Genomic DNA, 15774 nt, shown 5'->3' with positions numbered 1-15774 from the left:
AATTCAATTAAGCCAATTGTCTCTTCAATGCTAATCTCGCCTATTTAACCGGCAAGGTTACCCCTTTGAACATCTTCTCTACTTCGTCATTGTTTTTCAGCATCATGGCTTTTTCAACTTTATCTTTTGTTAAATGCGGAGCGAAGCGCTCGATAAAGTCGTACATGTAGCTTCGTAGGAAAGAGCCTTTTCTAAAGCCAATTTTGGTCGTGCTGTAATCGAATAAATGACTTGCATCAATTTTCACTAAATCTGAATCGAGTTCATCGCTAACCGCCATGGAAGCAATAACACCAATACCCACACCTAATCGCACATAAGTTTTAATAACGTCGGCGTCGGTGGCAGTGAATACAATTTTAGGTGTAAGGCCTGCACGTTCAAACGCTTGGTCGAGTTCTGAGCGACCAGTGAAACCAAATACATAGGTGACAAGGGGGTATTTAGCGATATCACTGATATCGATAGAGCCTTTCTTCGACAAAGGATGGTCTTTATTCACAATCACACTACGATTCCAGTGATAACAAGGCAGCATCACTAAGTCGTTGTATAAATGCAACGCTTCCGTAGCAATAGCAAAGTCGGCTTCGCCTTTAGCGGCCAAATCACTAATTTGCGATGGCGTACCTTGGTGCATGTGTAAAGACACCTTCGGGTACTTGCTCATAAAACCTTGAATTACATCAGGCAGCGCGTAACGTGCTTGTGTATGCGTAGTAGCAATATTCAGCTTACCTTGGTCTGGTAGCGTATGCTCTCGAGCCACCGCTTTAATACTTTCTACTTTCGCCAGGATTTCGCGAGATATATTAATGACATCGTTTCCGGCATCAGTAACATGGGTTAGATGTTTTCCACTACGCCCAAAAATCTGTACACCCAACTCATCCTCTAGCATTCTCACCTGCTTACTAATGCCCGGCTGAGAGGTATATAAACTTTCTGCCGTGGCAGAAACATTCAGATTATTGTTAAGTACTTCTACTATGTAACGTAGCTGTTGTAATTTCATGTAAAACATCGCTCCTTGTAACCAGTTGTGTACTATAACCTTATCGTTATAACCAAAACTACTAATAATTACGATAAGCTATTACAAAAGTGACAGATTAACCCAGAAAATAGTAGGTAATTTTGCGCTAAATAAGTAATACTGAAAATGGGTTACCTACTGAATAATTGTTTTCCTTTATCCTTACAGATGTTTTAATTGGTCCAACGCCTTCAATTTTAAGGAAAATAACGGGTTTTATTCATATGAGTGAAAAAAAGCAACTTACCTCTCCTATCGACTTTTCGTCGGTGCTAGCAGCTGCTGTGCACGATATGAAAAATTCGCTGTTTCTTCTTATCCAGTCAATTGAAAATCTGTCTAATGATTTAGCCCCTGAAAACAGTAAAGCACGAGAGCAAGTGGCTAATGTGCATTATGAGGCATCGCGGCTCAATACCAATCTAGTACAAATTTTATCACTTTATCGTGCAGAATTAGAAAGTCTGCCGATAACAGTAGATGAGTGTTTCGTTAGTGACTTAATAGACGATGTAGTTGGCTCTAATAATATTTACATTGAACAAAAAGAAATTGTGGTTAATGCGAATGTTGACCTAGATTTAAGTTGGTATTTAGATAGAGAACTTATTTACCTATTAATTAATGATGTGCTGGTGAATGCCCTTCGGTATGGAACCTCTCAAATTTGTATTTCAGCGCAGGTTGAAGATGATTGCTTACATATTTGTGTGGAAGATGATGGCATCGGCTATCCAACGTCTATGCTTGAAAAAAGCCACGAAGACTTAGCCGATTTTCAGCTTAGTCAAGGTAGAACCGGGTTAGGGCTTTTCTTTGCTAGACTTATTGCATCGGCTCACTCGCAAGGCCAACTGCAAGGAGAGATTTCTTTAAGTAATGGCGGTAGTCTTGGCGGAAGTGTATTTAGGGTAAAAATACCGTAACATTAACGCATAATAGTTTGGCAGTGAAAGCCAACATATAATTCGAATTAAGTAATAAACGGAAATACGCGCATGTACATGATAATAATAATTCTGATTGTTGTATTACTGATAGCAGCAATCTTTATAAATGCTATGCAGCAACATCGCGCTAAGGCTGACTCGGAACGTCGGGCAGATCTGGCTAAACAACGCGCTGTTGTTGATGAAACAGAGAATGTTATTCTAGCTTGCTCAAACATGCCTATTTCGGGCCGCATGCTACAAATCATGGACAACCGAGTGTTAGGTGCGCTTAAAACCGTTAATGAGCTTGGTGGTACGCCAGAAACCAAACAAAAACTTGCCAATGCAGAGCAAAAATCCGCGTCCAAAAGCCCTGATGCCGTCAGCGCAAACGAATTCGTTTTACCCGATAACGACAAACTTATTATTCAATACATTCAGGCTGTTAAGAAGCTTCGTATTCTACTTCGTTCAGAACACAGTAAAGGCAAAGTAGAAAGCAAAGTGTTTTATGATGAAGACAAGCAATTAGAACGCTTACAAATTAAGGTTAATGTTGAAACGCTAATTAAACGCGGCAGAGCGGCACAGCAGTCGAATATGTTAGGCTCAGCTCGTCAGTATTACGAAAAAGCAAAGACCGCGCTAGAAAATCAAAATCAGCAAGATGAGTATACACAGTCTCGCTTGGCCACGTTGCACGAATGGCTGTCTGAAATTCAGAACAACCTTAAGAGTGTTAACGCTCAAGATAGAGCGAAGAAACAAGAAGAAGAGCGTGATGAATTAGACGAGTTGTTTGCGCCTAAGAAGAAATGGTAATGCGCTAGTTCACAAGTATTTGATACGCTACCTTTGGTAGTGGTGTAACACTTCAGTCCAAAGTGCTTGCCCAGCCACTGACATATCGCGCTTGGCGTTTTTCACCATACCTACCCTTTTCACTAAGGGATCGTCTTTCATATTAAGCACGGTTAGGCCAATGCTTTCCATTGATGCAATACACAGCGATGGCATAATAGCGATGCCTAATCCCTGTTTAATTAGCTGACCAAGGGTACCTAACTGGCCCGTTTCGGCAACAATCACCGCATCACCCACAGTACTTATTTTCTGTTGAGTCCACATTCTTACTGCAGAGCCCCTATTCATCATTACCATAGGGTGTTCGATACATGCTTCCCAGCTAACCGTTTTGGCTTTTGCTAATTCATGCTGGGGGTGTACCACCACTACAAAACAATCGTCGAAAAGAGGTGTAAATATAAGCCCCTCATTTTGCTGCGGTTCGAAGGTGAAGCCCATCTCGGCTCTGCCCTCAGAAACTTCATAAATTACGTTCTCCATCACCACATCTAAAATTCGAAGGTTAATATTAGGCGCAAGTTGGTGATACCGTTTAAGTAAATGCGGTAAATGTGATTCTGCAAAGGAAGGCATAGCCGCAATGGTTAGGCGCCCTTTTGCCATGGCGAAAAGGTTCTGTATATCACCAAAAGTGTCGTCCCAGTCACGCATTATTCTAATGGCGTTGGGTAATAAGGCTTCACCTTCTTTGGTTAACGCCACATGCCTGGTGCTACGACTAAACAATTTCCCGCCAAGCTGTTCTTCCATTTTCTTTATTGCAGAAGAAAGTGCCGGCTGGGTAAGGTGAAGCTTAATAGCCGCCTCAGCAAACGTGCTTGATTGCGCTACGTGAATAAAAGCCTGCAAATTTCTATATGAAATATTCATTCAACTAAGACCCACACCCTATGTTTGAAATGCTAACCGACAAAATAGCCAACACGTTGACTTGCCCTTAATTCGAAAAATTAATAACCATCGCTAATCATTCAATTAATAAATAAAACTTATTAATTGAGTGATTAATTCAATTTTACATAATTGATAACATTGTTGATACTTTTACTTAACACATTTTATCAATGCTAATTTAAGGGGAAGTACCATGTCGGGATTTGACAAAGTCGTCACTACCTATCAAGAAGCCATGGACGGGCTGACCGATGGTATGACAGTTATTGCTGGTGGTTTTGGGCTATGCGGCATACCAGAAGGACTCATTGCTCAAGTTAAAACCATGGGCACTAAAGGCCTTACTGTGGTTTCTAATAATTGTGGTGTAGATGGTTTTGGACTAGGCATCTTGCTGGAAGACAAGCAAATTAAGAAAATGGTGTCTTCTTACGTAGGTGAAAACGCCCTGTTTGAAAAGCAATTATTAAATGGCGAGCTTGAAGTTGAACTTACACCGCAAGGCACGCTAGCCGAGAAGATGCGTGCTGGTGGTGCAGGTATTCCCGCTTTTTATACTGCTACTGGCTATGGCACGCCTGTAGGCGAAGGTAAGGAAGTGAAAACGTTTAATGACCGCCCTTATATCTTAGAAGAAGCTATTAAGGGCGACTTTGCCATAGTGAAAGCATGGAAGGCCGACCGATACGGAAACTGTGTTTATCGTCATACTGCACAAAACTTTAACCCTATGGCCGCCACTGCTGGCACCATTACAGTGGTAGAAGCAGAAGAGATTGTTGAACCAGGTGAGCTAAACCCTAGCGAAATTCATACCCCTGGCATTTATGTAAATAGAGTCATAAAAGGGGAATTTGAAAAACGCATAGAGCGTAAGGTTGTCGCAAAAACGGCAAGTAACACCACAGCAAAGGAGTCACAATAATGGCATTATCACGAGATCAAATAGCAATGCGTGTGGCTCAAGAATTCAAAGATGGCGATTATGTTAATTTGGGAATAGGTATTCCTACGTTAGCCGCTAGTTTTGTGCCTGAAGGCATTAGTGTAATGCTGCAATCTGAAAATGGCTTGCTGGGCATGGGCCCCTACCCTCAGGAAGATGAGCTAGACGCAGATATGATTAACGCGGGTAAAGAAACCGTTACCGCCATTACCGGAGCTTCAATTTTTAACTCTGCGGAAAGCTTCGCCATGATCCGTGGCGGTCACGTTGATTTTACCGTGCTAGGTGCGTTTGAAGTAGACGTAAACGGTAATATTGCGTCGTGGATGATACCCGGAAAGCTCGTAAAAGGTATGGGGGGCGCTATGGACTTAGTAGCAGGCGCTAAAAACATTATTGTGACCATGACCCACACCGATAAACATGGTAACCCAAAACTCCTCAATGAATGCACCTTACCGCTAACGGGTGTAAATTGCATAACCCGAATTATTACCGATCTTGCTGTATTAGAAGTGGTTGATGGCGCCTTTTTACTTAAAGAACGTGCTCCGGGTGTAACGGTTGAAGATATACAAGCAAAAACCGGCGGCAAATTGATTGTTTCGGAAAATGTGACCGAAATGCAGGTATAACTGCATTTTCGACAAGGTAAACGCATAGCAAGCTTTCATAATATCGGCCTTTAAGGGATAATACGCGATGATATTATTCATGAGGCCGAATCTTGCTAGTTACTGACTTACCCGTTCATCACAAAATCATTACCAAACTCGAAAGTAGAAACTTTACCGAGCTTACTGAAATTCAGGAAAAAAGTATGCTTCCTGCTATTCAGGGTAAAGATATTATTGCCTCATCTAAAACGGGATCGGGTAAGACACTCGCATTTTTAATTCCGGCCATAAATAGAATGATGTCGCAAAAGGCGTTAAGTCGACAAGACCCTCGCGCGCTTATCCTTGCACCTACTCGCGAATTAGCGAAGCAAGTTTTCATAGAAGCCAAAACCATGTGTACGGGATTGAACCTGTCTTGCACGTTGGTTGTGGGCGGCGAAAACTATAATGATCAGGTGAAAGCGTTACGCCGAAACCCACATATTATTGTGGGCACTGCTGGCCGAGTGGCCGATCATTTGAAAGACAAAAGTGTATTTTTAAATGGCCTAGAGCTGCTTATTTTTGATGAAGCCGATCGCATGCTTGATTTAGGCTTTTCAGAACAGCTAAACATGATTAATGAGTTTGCAAACCACCGTAAACGCCAAACAATGCTGTTTTCTGCCACATTAGATAGCATTGAACTGAATTACATGACAGCGCGTTTAACGAAAGCTGCTGTTCGCGTATCGGTAGGTGATTCAACGGCACATCATGGCGATATTCAACAACAATGTTTCTTTGCCGATAATATCGAGCATAAAGACGCCCTGCTTCATCACGAAATTTCTAATCGTACTTATAATCAAGCAATTGTATTTACCGCAACCCGTGAAGATACCGACCGTTTAACCACCATGTTAAACAAAGACAAGCTTGAGGCCATCGCCTTACGAGGTGATTTACCACAAAATCAACGCGCTGCAATTATGAGTGAGTTCGCCCGCGGACAGCATTCTGTATTAGTGACTACCGATGTGGCATCAAGAGGCTTAGATTTATCTAAAGTTGGTTTGGTTATTAATTTTGATTTACCGAAAAATGCCGATGAATACATTCACCGTATTGGTAGAACTGGCCGTGCTGGGCAAAAAGGCGAAGCCGCTTCATTTGTTGGCCCTCGCGATTGGAAGAGCTTTATAGTGCTTAAGGCACATTTACAGTATGAACTGGAGTGCGAGGCTCACGAGGCACTACCCGCTAAATTTAAAGGGGTTAAAGCCCCTACGCCTAAACAAGATACGCAGAAAAATAAAGCCAGTAAGCAAGATGGTGCAGAAGCTGCTGTTGCGAAGAAAGTACGCCGCGTAGACACCATGGCAGGTACTGAAATTGGTATGGCACCGGTGAAACGCAAGCCCAGAAAAGTAGAGCTTGAACCTGAAGACGATACCGAATTTGAATCTGGCGTTAATGCAGATGACAGCGTGGATACAGATTTAAATAATAGCGATAAAAATAGCTAAGTATAGTTTGAGCCGGATAATTCTTCGGTTAAAGATTTGTATTATTACAAAGGAGCCTAAGGGCTCCTTTTTTGCTTTTTGTTTATAGATAGCCCATCAATTTATTAGTTAGCCGTTGCAGCATTTGAGCAAAGTACACCACTCGCCCCTAACACACCAGTTTGGTATTTTTAATTCATGAGCAAAAAACACCATGCTGATTTATTGTTTTAATTAGAGAAGTTAGAGAGTAATCTGACGATATGGATAAAATTAAAAAAACCAGTTTGGTGTGTTCAGACAGACCGATTTGGGGTCTAGTAAATTGTTATGTGACTCAGGATATTCATGGATAGAAATACTAAAAAAGCGCTTAGATGGGATTCTGGTTACAGGGCTAAGCCAATAAAACCAGACAAAGCTTCCTTTTCAAGTGGCAAGTATTCTATGGCGTATGCGTGCCTCGACTGCAAAACCTCTTTTCAACGCAGCTTTCCTGGTGCTCCATGCGATTATCCATTGCACGGCCAGTGTGTTTCTTGTGGTGGTGTTACTTATAGTTTGGGCCGGCATTTCAAAGCACCAAAAAAGTCGGATATCGCACAATGGAAAAAGGTGGCATACCTCGTCCAACATGGTTTCTATTTTCAAAAAATCAGGCCTATCAAAAATAGCTATTGCAGCGTTTCTTACCCTTTAACGTTGGCAGAAGCAAAAGTGTTTGTTAAAAAGTACAAAAAGCATGCTCTTATTTAGGGTAACGTCACATAACAAAAAAATTAAGTTACTCACTCCGTTCGCTGGGACGCATACACGCAGGGCGGCTTCGCCATTATGCCCTACGTGCCTGCGCCCCTTATTTAAAAGTTATGCGATTGGTGGAACATGGATAAAAAATTAGAACGTTCCAATGCAGATAAAGTCTTAAGAAGGCTTACAAACCAAATCAAGCCACTTGGCTTTAAGCGAACCAAGCCAACGTTTTGGGTCAGAGAGCGAGAACATTTGGTCCAATTCATTCATATACACAAGTACACTTTTGGTCCTTTTTTTAGAATTCATACATGTGTTAGACCTTTAAACTCTAGTTTGGAATTTATTGCGTTGTTTGGTCCTATCGAGCGGGAACTCAATGCAGCAGCTAAATTTGAATACACGGAAGAACCAAGCTCTGTAGAGGTTTGTGCATTGGCCATATCTCAATTTATCTCAACATTCTCTGAAGAGTGGTATTCAACTCTTGGCACCTCAACAGCATTATTGAGTTCGGAATCAGTACTAGACGCACAAGAAAAAATGTCGCTTCGAGAGTCCTTAGATGGCAAAGTAAATACATCCAACATTGAAAGAACGAGGGTGTTATTAAAAATCGCATAACAAAAAAATCAAGTCACTCACTTCGTTCGCTGGGACGCATACACGTGGGCTGCTTCGCATCATACCCCACGCGTCTGCGCCCCTTATTTAAAAGTTAGCTGCCAAGGAGAGACCGAGTGCCTGTTTGGGGTTATTTTTATTGTTGCGTTTTTTTGTTGAGTTGCTGTTTTGGTCTTTTTGACAAAAATCGCTTAAGACGTCCGTATCAACCGGCAGGTGAAATTTTAGATTGTCTTTGTGGTATTTTGATATTTCTAATAGCTTTTAGTGTTGTGCAATTTGAGTTTTCCGCAACGATTAGCTCGCTCTGTTTTATATACACCCTTGCGTGGTCATACCATGCTCATAGACATTATCTTGATTATAAAAAATTCAAATCAGATATTCATAAAACAGCAATAGCTGAGCATGAGAAATTGTTCGAAAAAATATCAGAGATAAATGAGAGAGCGATAGAAGATGGAGTTGATCCATCCGAATTAGAAAGTATTGAGCAAACCTATGATTTTGACCAAATAGAAAAAGAGGCTCATTTTTTTTACATTGGTACAGTAGTTGTTATCTTGATAATACTAATTCCATATTTGTATGTTTATCTGAAATCAGTAGGTTTAAGTGGCAGCTAACAAAAAAATTAAGTCACTCACTGCGTTCGCTGGGACGCAAACACGCGGGGCGGCTACGCCATTATGCCCCACATGTCTGCGCCCCTTATTTAAAAGTTAGGCATTTCAAGGTAATTGTAAACAATGGACTTTTTTTTAGAGCTTCTAGGAACAGAAGGTATGCTTTCTGGTATTTTTGAGCTGTTAGTTTTACTAACCTTTGGTTACTTATTTTTCAGCTTTCGTAAAAGCGCAAAGCTTACTGGTCATCAGGTATACAAGTACCTTTCACTGGGGTTTTGTTTTACTTTCTTATCTATTTTTATCCCAATAGTCTCAATAGCTGTTGGTACTGCAATAATAGACAATGCCGTATATGATGATATTCATTTGTACAATGATTACCCCTATTACTTAGGTACGTTTGCTAGTCTGTGTTGTTTTATTTTGGCCGCAAAGGCAAAGTTTGAGCCCAATGCCTAACAAAACGCTGTTGGCACTCCCTTCGGTCGCTGGGACGCTAACATGTGGGCTGACTCGCTTCGCTCGGATTTTAACCCACGTGCTAGCGCCCCAAAGCTTAGCGTTAGGCTTCAAAGGAATTTAAGCATGAATTTGGAAATACTAGGCACAGTAATGGGCTCATTTGGTGGGGCCGCCGTCATAGTAGCAGCTCTAGCTAAATTTCTTAGTAAGGTATGGACTGATAGGTTAGCCAAACAAACATCTGCAAAAATCAACAGAGATTTAGAGTCGCTAAAAGCTGGGTTTAATCAAGATTTAGAAGTGTTAAAGTCGAAATCGACACAAAGTATAGAGTCATTAAAAGCAAGGAACACAGAAGCTTTAGAAAAAACAAAACATGAATTAGAGACTATAAAGAGAGCTCAAGAACAATTCAGCGGTATTTCTCAGGATTTCTATCAAAAATTTTTTGATAAAAGGGGTTTCTGTATATCTTGAGCTCCTCGATACTAAAAATAAGTACATTGAAGAAATGGAAGAAGAATTCTCAACAGAGGTTCATGAAGGTTGGGGAATTGTCTATTATTCTACATATATATCATTAAGAAAGTTAATGATAAAACAGCAGCTATATATATCAAACGAGTTAGAAGAAATTTTCACTAAACTACGTAAAAAAGCGTCTGGTTTTATGAAAGAAGCCGATATGCAGGAGGTTCTATCACCAGAAGATATAACTCCAGTTGAAAATGAGCAATTAAGAAAAGTCTACGATAGCTTTGCAGAAGAAACTGGTGAATTAATGCAATCGGTTATGGACCAAATAGCTAAAGATGTAAGTAAACTAAGATCCAGAATTGAGCTGGATAAAGCCTAACAAAACGCTGTTGGCACTCCCTTCGGTCGCTGGGACGCTAACACGTGGGCTGACTCACTTCGTTCGGATTTTAGCCCACGTGCTAGCGCCCCAAAGCTTAGCGTTAGCTCCACGAAGGAAGAGTACAAATTAAAAGGAAATATTCATTAGAGCTAGGTAGTCCATTTCTTAAAGAAAGAAATTGGTTTACTCTCAATAAATCAATGTTTCAAACTTTGATAAAACGACTTGCGACAAGAGAAAATCAGCTACGAAAAAATCGAAAGTCTTCATTTATTTTGTATCGCTGGAAACGATTATCAGCTGTTAAGCTATACCAACATCGTTTTGGATCTGTGCCTGAGTTATTAGCAAAGAGATCACTGCCTAATCTCAAATCATACTATATCAATAATGGTGTTTATGTTTGGCCTTAAAATTCGTAGGTTATTTGGGGTTGTGTAGCTAACAAACAACTGTTGGCGCTCACTGCGTTCGCTGGGACACAAACACATGGGCTCCCTCGCTTCGCGAGTAATCTTAGCCCATGTATTTGTGCCCCAAAGTTGGGGTGTTGGTATGACTCCCCTTGTCAATAAAAACCGAATGTCTCCCTGACATTTTTTCGGTCCATAATTAGCTGTGTTCTTACTCATATTAAATGAGCTAACGCACCGGATGAGGCAGTAATGTCGTCGGTTGTCATGGCGAGTGTCGCCCCAGTGGTATTAATGGATTATTCATCTTTCAATGAACAGCGCCTACCTTACTCACTCCGCCGTGTCCCGGTGACCGCTCAGCCTTTCTCATCAGTCTATGTTCGTGGATCAATAACCGTTAAGTTATTGCCGTCATAACGCCCTCGTAGGTTGTGCCACATTCCGCGACCTGATCCGAATGCATTAGCTCAAACTCTTTTATCATGCAGGTACTCTGCTCAATCTCAATTTTTGATTAACTGGCGTAAGCACCACTTCTTTAGCGATAGCCCATATGTAGGCTGCCATCTCTCTGGCTATTGCGGTGATAATGAGATTGTAATGCTTACCTTTTTTACTCATTCGCTGGTAGCGTTTGCACAGACGAAGCTGTGCTTTCCACGCAATATCGACGATGTCTTTGGGTAGCCCTTCTTGGCGAATTTGAATATTAGTCGATACATTTGCTGGATATCGATAGCTGTGCGCCCCCTCAATTAACAAGCGTCTAGCTCTGCCGTTACCAGACTTCGTAATAGCGCCCAAATGACGTTTTCCACCAGAGGAATGTTCGCTGGGTACTAAGCCTAAATAAGCCATAAGCTTCCTCGGGTGGTCGAATCGGTGTAAATCACCAAGTTCCGCAACAACCCCAACCGCCACTAGCAGCCTCACACCACGCATGGCTTGGATCGCTTTAACGACAGGATAATAACGCCACTGGTGTACATGATGGGTTAGCTCATTATCCAGCCTTTCTAAGCGGCGGATCCGCTCTTCAATAGTCTGCAACTGTTCCTGCAATACGATTTACTGCGCCGGATGAGGTAATATCAGTTCAGTCAGCCACCGCAGATGTTTCTTCGACCAGTTAGCAGTTCCTTCATACCGAATATTGTTTCTCAGCAGCAGCGCTTTGAGTTGGTATTTGGCTTCTTTTAAATCTTTCATCGCAAGCTCTCGAGCGCGGGATAAATCTCTTACCGCTTCATCTTCTGGCTCAGGCACATAAATGGGCGTGAGATCTTCCGATTTTAACAACTTCACCAGCTTTAACGCATCGCGCCTATCAGTCTTAATATGGTCACCAGGCTTTTTGGGTATAAGGGACGGCGCTACAACATAGCAACAATGCCCTAAACTCGTGATAAGTCGGTAGATCCAATATCCACAAGGCCCAGCTTCATATACGACGTGAAGTGTTGCACCAGGATATTTAGATTCAAACTGACGGATAAGCTTTTTGACGCTGACTTTTGAAGAAGGAATGCGGCCATAGTGCACCGCACTTACTCCACGCTGCTCTTCACAATAAGCCACTTCATGAAATTCTTTGTGAGTATCTAATCCTAAAAAAACTATGCTATGTTTGTTCATGCTAGCCTCCAAATGATTTAGTCTTAAGCAAACTAATAATGGACTCCGGCCGGCGCTCCGGTGGCTGAAAAGTTAACCCACGAAAATGCGGAGGCTAGCATTTCTCAGGGAGTCATTGTGTCTATACCCCAACTCTAATTTTGGATGTTTTATATGAGTTTTATTATTAGAACAGGGACCTTGGGAGAGTTAATGCAGGTAAATCTCAAAATACCAGAATTTGATCGAGAAGTTACTCAAGATAAATTTAAAGCTCGATTAGATGGTAAAGATTATCTAATTCTAGTTGCGTGTTCTAGCTCTGAGCCTATTGCCTACAAAGTCGGGTATGCGGTATCTCCAACTGAATTTTATAGTTGGATGGGCGGAGTTGCTCCTGATTACAGAAAAAAAGGAGTAGCGACAAAATTGAGGAAAGCTCAAGAGTTATGGGCTGCCAATAATCACTATTGCTCTATAAGCGTCAAATCCATGAATCGATATCCTGATATGCTCCAACTACTTATATCAAGTGGTTACAAGATTTGTGGTTACGAAGATCAAGGCAGTGAAAACAACAGCAAAATTAGGTTTGTAAAAAGTCTAGTATCAAAGGTATAACAAACCAAGTAAGCGGGACAATAACACGTGGGCTCCCGTCACTTCGTTCCGAATTTTAGCCCACATGTTATTGCCCCTTCTTGGGGTGTTATGGATACTAAGGAAGTTTGGTGCGAATTCTAATCGTTCTATTGTTTTTACCTTTGGTTGCGTTAGCAGACGAGTCTAGTCTCGTAAAACAGTTTTTTGGCCAAGATGGAATTAAAAATAAAAGAGAAGTGTATGCCGGTGAAATGTTGGAGCATTATCTAGATAAACCTACTTTGGGCGAGAGTTTGCCCAAAGGTATCGAGGTTAGCCTGAGGGCGCTTGAAAAAAATCCGAAAAGGGAGATTTATGCTGTATTGCTCTCAAAGGACGGTAGATCTCAAGACTGGTATATCTATTTAGTATATGACCAAAACAGATGGAAAATTTCAGCCGTCAGAAATCTAGCATTACCAGGTTTGTTCTTTATGGCTTTGCAAGAGGTTCAAAGCAAAGCTAATCGAACAAAAGAAGAGGAGCACCAATATCAGAATATGCTACTTACTTTGCAATTGGATTCCGAGCTTAAAGAGTTTCTACATAAGAATATTGATAGCCTAAATACGATAGCGTTGGAGGCTAAAACAAGTCAGGAAAAGGCCACTGAATCAGCCAAACATCTAAATTTTAATTTTGTAGGATACGAATCAACTAGTGGCATCGTTGACGTCAATATAGGCGGAATCTTGGATAATTCAGTTGGTTATTTGTTTGTGCCAACTGGAACTGAAGTGCCAATAATGTCAGACGATAACTATATCTATATTGAGCATATCGTTGGAAATTGGTATGTATATAAGACATCGTAACCATAACAAAGCCAGCCAGAGGGACAGCCAAACCGCTGCGCGCTTTGTCTGTCCCTGCTGGCGGCGTTATGAATCATGAGGTATATAGTGAAAGGACTTGCAGTATTTCCGCTTTTATTAATATGCACACCGATATTGGGTTCTAATGATGAGTTTTTCCTCAAGGAAAGAGGTGATCAAGTTGTCGTTAATGCTTTTGCGAAGGCCAAGCAGCATAGAGGCTTATTTTTAGATGCTTTAGAGGGTAGAGGTTCTGAGAATTCTAAATATGATTATTATGGCGCTTATCTCAAATTTACAGAGGGAGAAACTGTTGAATATTTGTGGTTGGGGGACGTACAGAAATATAAAGATTTCTATATAGGCGTAATTATCAGCAACCCGCGGCTCTTGGAGGATACTAAAAGTGGAGAGACCATAGGGTTTCAAGCATCAGACATCTATGACTGGCAGCTGACTGAGAAGAAAAGCGGTGAGTCTCTTGGTGCATTTTTGATTTGTTCCACCTCAGAAGATGAATATATTAAAAGCAACGGGTTTACTTGTGAATTGTAGAGTTCATAACAAACCATTGAAGACGGATAAAAACAAGAGCGGTTTTTACCGCTTAAAGGGGTATTATGCACTTAAGGATGAGACAAATGAATATCAAAGCTAAGTTACTTATGCTTGTGATTTTGATTCCTTTCAAATTACATGCGAAAAAACCTATAGAAATTCACGCTATCCATAAAGAAACATTCGCATGTACGGAGCATTGGGATGGTCAGTTTAAGTATGCTGGCGATGCACTAGGAACAGACTGCGTTATTGGGGGGTGGTATGAAGATGATAAAAGGCTATTTCAAAGATCCTTCATAAACAGCGGTTTTGAAAATGAAGATTGGTTTGGTTTTAAAAAGAATGTGCTAGCACCATGCGATTGCACAGTCACGAAGATCCACTTAAATCCAATTACGAATCAACCAGGCGTTATGACCCCGGGAAGAGCAAGCTCAATAACCTTCAAAACTAAGGATGGATTGTCAGTAATACTAGCCCATATACGAGAGATAGATGTAAAAGAAGGCGAAATAGTTAAGCGTGGCACTGTCGTTGCTAAAGTCGGTAATAATGGATACAGCCGAAACCCCCATATTCACATTGGTGCGTGGGATAAAGAAGGCAAACCTATTCAAATACAGTTTGATCAAAGTACGTTGGCGCTGCTTGATCGCGAGTAAGTGCATAATAAATTGTTAGGTGTCACTAGTTTAAAGTTTCTACCGTATATTTATATGGGTGCAGCATTCTATTGTGTGGTGTACTGGATTATTTGGTTTGTTCCATTTACTGCAGTTATCATTGGTACGTATGGTTCATGGTATTTCGGACTTGGAATTCTTTCATTATGGATTTTACCATTCCTAGTTTTGGGCTGGTTTTTTTCCGTTGTCAGGTCAATTGTTGTTGCAACGTTAGGAAGCATGAAATCTTATATATCAGTTGGTCTCATTATTTGCTTTTTTTCGTGGGGTGCTTTTTTAATGGCGAGTTTGTATATTCATGGTCCGTGAGCACCTAACAAAGCAAATCAAGTCGGACGCGGATTACGTGCAGTTGTTGTTTTTACAATGAAAGCGCCCCTCATTTAAAAGTTAGGTGCTTCTAGGATATTTAATGCTTATCAATCCTTTAGTTGAACTTGAAGATAGCTATTTAAACTACATCAAAGAATTGGGTAGCGAAGAACGTTATCCCTACCCAATGGATTTAGATTGCTCGAACTTTCCTGCTTTTGTTCAGTTGCTAAGCGATTATTCAGAGGGTATCAACTTACCCTGTCACATGGTGCCCAATACCACTTTCTGGCTCATAGAAAACCAAGAAATTATTGGCTGCTCCCATTTACGGCACACATTAAACGACTCATTACAACATGCTGGCGGACATATCGGGTTAGGTGTAAGGCCGAGTTATCGCGGCAAAGGCGTTGGAAAACGTTTGCTATCTCAAACCATTGAGCAAGCGAATAAAATGGGTATTTTAGCGGTGCATATTCACTGCTACAAAAGCAATATCAGCTCTACAAAGCTCATAGAATCTTCTGGCGCAATACTACATTCAACTATAGATTTAGAGGATAGTTCGGAAACGGTACTTAGGTTTATTCATGAGCACACCTAACAACTCAATAAT

Annotated in this window: 19 protein-coding genes and 1 pseudogene; 17 read left to right on the top strand and 3 right to left on the bottom strand. The window is 41.1% G+C overall.

Annotation, left to right across the window (positions count from 1 at the left end; genetic code table 11):
* Positions 1-40 precede the first annotated feature (40 nt).
* Positions 41-1015 (bottom strand): HTH-type transcriptional regulator CysB, encoded by a 975-nt coding sequence (gene cysB / locus R1T43_RS10665; RefSeq protein WP_013784052.1) that lies wholly within the window; start codon positions 1013-1015, stop codon positions 41-43.
* A 245-nt stretch (positions 1016-1260) separates the two neighbouring features.
* On the opposite strand from cysB, the gene R1T43_RS10660 reads away from it, so the two are divergent.
* Together R1T43_RS10660 and R1T43_RS10655 are read left to right on the top strand one after the other, a co-directional pair.
* Positions 1261-1962, top strand: a complete 702-nt coding sequence (locus tag R1T43_RS10660; RefSeq protein ID WP_317348720.1) for a HAMP domain-containing sensor histidine kinase — start codon at positions 1261-1263, stop codon at positions 1960-1962.
* A gap of 72 nt (positions 1963-2034) precedes the next feature.
* Positions 2035-2790, top strand: a complete 756-nt coding sequence (locus R1T43_RS10655; protein WP_317348718.1) for a hypothetical protein — start codon at positions 2035-2037, stop codon at positions 2788-2790.
* 27 nt (positions 2791-2817) lie between these two features.
* Here the strand turns inward: R1T43_RS10655 and R1T43_RS10650 are convergent, their stop codons facing one another.
* The gene (locus tag R1T43_RS10650) at positions 2818-3705 is read right to left on the bottom strand and encodes a LysR family transcriptional regulator (protein WP_317348717.1); all 888 of its coding nucleotides are present in this window, start codon (positions 3703-3705) and stop codon (positions 2818-2820) included.
* 217 nt (positions 3706-3922) lie between these two features.
* On the opposite strand from R1T43_RS10650, the gene R1T43_RS10645 reads away from it, so the two are divergent.
* From R1T43_RS10645 to R1T43_RS10600, 10 genes are all read left to right on the top strand, one after another.
* A complete protein-coding gene (locus tag R1T43_RS10645; RefSeq protein WP_317348716.1) occupies positions 3923-4654 on the top strand; it encodes a CoA transferase subunit A in 732 nt (243 codons plus the stop codon).
* Entirely contained in the window at positions 4654-5310 is a 657-nt protein-coding gene (locus R1T43_RS10640) for a CoA transferase subunit B (protein WP_317348713.1), read from the top strand. The genes R1T43_RS10645 and R1T43_RS10640 overlap by 1 nt, the downstream gene beginning before the upstream one ends.
* Positions 5311-5402: 92 nt before the next feature.
* Positions 5403-6803: a DEAD/DEAH box helicase gene (locus R1T43_RS10635; protein WP_317348711.1), complete on the top strand. Its 1401-nt coding sequence runs from the start codon at positions 5403-5405 to the stop codon at positions 6801-6803.
* A gap of 327 nt (positions 6804-7130) precedes the next feature.
* A complete protein-coding gene (locus R1T43_RS10630; protein WP_317348709.1) occupies positions 7131-7538 on the top strand; it encodes a hypothetical protein in 408 nt (135 codons plus the stop codon).
* 129 nt (positions 7539-7667) lie between these two features.
* The gene (locus R1T43_RS10625) at positions 7668-8159 is read left to right on the top strand and encodes a hypothetical protein (RefSeq protein ID WP_317348708.1); all 492 of its coding nucleotides are present in this window, start codon (positions 7668-7670) and stop codon (positions 8157-8159) included.
* Positions 8160-8275: 116 nt separating this feature from the next.
* A complete protein-coding gene (locus R1T43_RS10620) occupies positions 8276-8785 on the top strand; it encodes a hypothetical protein (RefSeq protein ID WP_317348706.1) in 510 nt (169 codons plus the stop codon).
* Positions 8786-8908: 123 nt separating this feature from the next.
* Positions 8909-9247 carry a hypothetical protein gene (locus R1T43_RS10615; protein ID WP_317348703.1) on the top strand — a complete coding sequence of 113 codons (339 nt, stop codon included), beginning with the start codon at positions 8909-8911 and terminating at the stop codon, positions 9245-9247.
* Positions 9248-9373: 126 nt separating this feature from the next.
* The gene (locus R1T43_RS10610; RefSeq protein WP_317348701.1) at positions 9374-9727 is read left to right on the top strand and encodes a hypothetical protein; all 354 of its coding nucleotides are present in this window, start codon (positions 9374-9376) and stop codon (positions 9725-9727) included.
* Positions 9728-9761: 34 nt separating this feature from the next.
* Positions 9762-10106: a hypothetical protein gene (locus R1T43_RS10605; protein ID WP_317348699.1), complete on the top strand. Its 345-nt coding sequence runs from the start codon at positions 9762-9764 to the stop codon at positions 10104-10106.
* Positions 10107-10774: 668 nt separating this feature from the next.
* Positions 10775-10942, top strand: coding sequence for a hypothetical protein (locus tag R1T43_RS10600; protein ID WP_317348697.1), 168 nt, complete (start codon positions 10775-10777; stop codon positions 10940-10942).
* Between the two features lie 63 nt (positions 10943-11005).
* Here the strand turns inward: R1T43_RS10600 and R1T43_RS10595 are convergent.
* Positions 11006-12160 (bottom strand): annotated as a pseudogene (locus R1T43_RS10595) (IS110 family transposase).
* A gap of 153 nt (positions 12161-12313) precedes the next feature.
* Between R1T43_RS10595 and R1T43_RS10590 the strand changes: the two are divergent.
* The 5 genes from R1T43_RS10590 (at position 12314) to R1T43_RS10570 (ending at position 15762) form a co-directional block, all read left to right on the top strand.
* Positions 12314-12760 (top strand): GNAT family N-acetyltransferase, encoded by a 447-nt coding sequence (locus tag R1T43_RS10590; protein ID WP_211070900.1) that lies wholly within the window; start codon positions 12314-12316, stop codon positions 12758-12760.
* 110 nt (positions 12761-12870) lie between these two features.
* Entirely contained in the window at positions 12871-13596 is a 726-nt protein-coding gene (locus R1T43_RS10585) for a hypothetical protein (RefSeq protein ID WP_317348692.1), read from the top strand.
* Positions 13597-13683: 87 nt separating this feature from the next.
* The gene (locus R1T43_RS10580; protein ID WP_317348690.1) at positions 13684-14151 is read left to right on the top strand and encodes a DUF2314 domain-containing protein; all 468 of its coding nucleotides are present in this window, start codon (positions 13684-13686) and stop codon (positions 14149-14151) included.
* An 86-nt stretch (positions 14152-14237) separates the two neighbouring features.
* Positions 14238-14819, top strand: a complete 582-nt coding sequence (locus tag R1T43_RS10575) for a M23 family metallopeptidase (RefSeq protein ID WP_211070903.1) — start codon at positions 14238-14240, stop codon at positions 14817-14819.
* Between the two features lie 436 nt (positions 14820-15255).
* Positions 15256-15762, top strand: coding sequence for a GNAT family N-acetyltransferase (locus tag R1T43_RS10570; RefSeq protein ID WP_317348688.1), 507 nt, complete (start codon positions 15256-15258; stop codon positions 15760-15762).
* Positions 15763-15774: the final 12 nt, after the last annotated feature.

Source organism: Alteromonas sp. CI.11.F.A3 (assembly GCF_032925565.1).
GTDB lineage: Bacteria > Pseudomonadota > Gammaproteobacteria > Enterobacterales > Alteromonadaceae > Alteromonas.
Note: the sequence above shows the minus strand (reverse complement) of the source record. Positions and strands in the feature narration are given on the sequence as shown.

What these genes read in the sequence shown, in the direction of transcription:
- cysB (WP_013784052.1), bottom strand. Translation starts at nt 1,015, where the DNA reads ATGAAATTACAACAGCTACGTTACATAGTAGAAGTACTTAACAATAAT.
- R1T43_RS10660 (WP_317348720.1), top strand. Translation starts at nt 1,261, where the DNA reads ATGAGTGAAAAAAAGCAACTTACCTCTCCTATCGACTTTTCGTCGGTG.
- R1T43_RS10655 (WP_317348718.1), top strand. Translation starts at nt 2,035, where the DNA reads ATGTACATGATAATAATAATTCTGATTGTTGTATTACTGATAGCAGCA.
- R1T43_RS10650 (WP_317348717.1), bottom strand. Translation starts at nt 3,705, where the DNA reads ATGAATATTTCATATAGAAATTTGCAGGCTTTTATTCACGTAGCGCAA.
- R1T43_RS10645 (WP_317348716.1), top strand. Translation starts at nt 3,923, where the DNA reads ATGTCGGGATTTGACAAAGTCGTCACTACCTATCAAGAAGCCATGGAC.
- R1T43_RS10640 (WP_317348713.1), top strand. Translation starts at nt 4,654, where the DNA reads ATGGCATTATCACGAGATCAAATAGCAATGCGTGTGGCTCAAGAATTC.
- R1T43_RS10630 (WP_317348709.1), top strand. Translation starts at nt 7,131, where the DNA reads ATGGATAGAAATACTAAAAAAGCGCTTAGATGGGATTCTGGTTACAGG.
- R1T43_RS10625 (WP_317348708.1), top strand. Translation starts at nt 7,668, where the DNA reads ATGGATAAAAAATTAGAACGTTCCAATGCAGATAAAGTCTTAAGAAGG.
- R1T43_RS10615 (WP_317348703.1), top strand. Translation starts at nt 8,909, where the DNA reads ATGGACTTTTTTTTAGAGCTTCTAGGAACAGAAGGTATGCTTTCTGGT.
- R1T43_RS10610 (WP_317348701.1), top strand. Translation starts at nt 9,374, where the DNA reads ATGAATTTGGAAATACTAGGCACAGTAATGGGCTCATTTGGTGGGGCC.
- R1T43_RS10605 (WP_317348699.1), top strand. Translation starts at nt 9,762, where the DNA reads ATGGAAGAAGAATTCTCAACAGAGGTTCATGAAGGTTGGGGAATTGTC.
- R1T43_RS10600 (WP_317348697.1), top strand. Translation starts at nt 10,775, where the DNA reads ATGTCGTCGGTTGTCATGGCGAGTGTCGCCCCAGTGGTATTAATGGAT.
- R1T43_RS10590 (WP_211070900.1), top strand. Translation starts at nt 12,314, where the DNA reads ATGAGTTTTATTATTAGAACAGGGACCTTGGGAGAGTTAATGCAGGTA.
- R1T43_RS10575 (WP_211070903.1), top strand. Translation starts at nt 14,238, where the DNA reads ATGAATATCAAAGCTAAGTTACTTATGCTTGTGATTTTGATTCCTTTC.
- R1T43_RS10570 (WP_317348688.1), top strand. Translation starts at nt 15,256, where the DNA reads ATGCTTATCAATCCTTTAGTTGAACTTGAAGATAGCTATTTAAACTAC.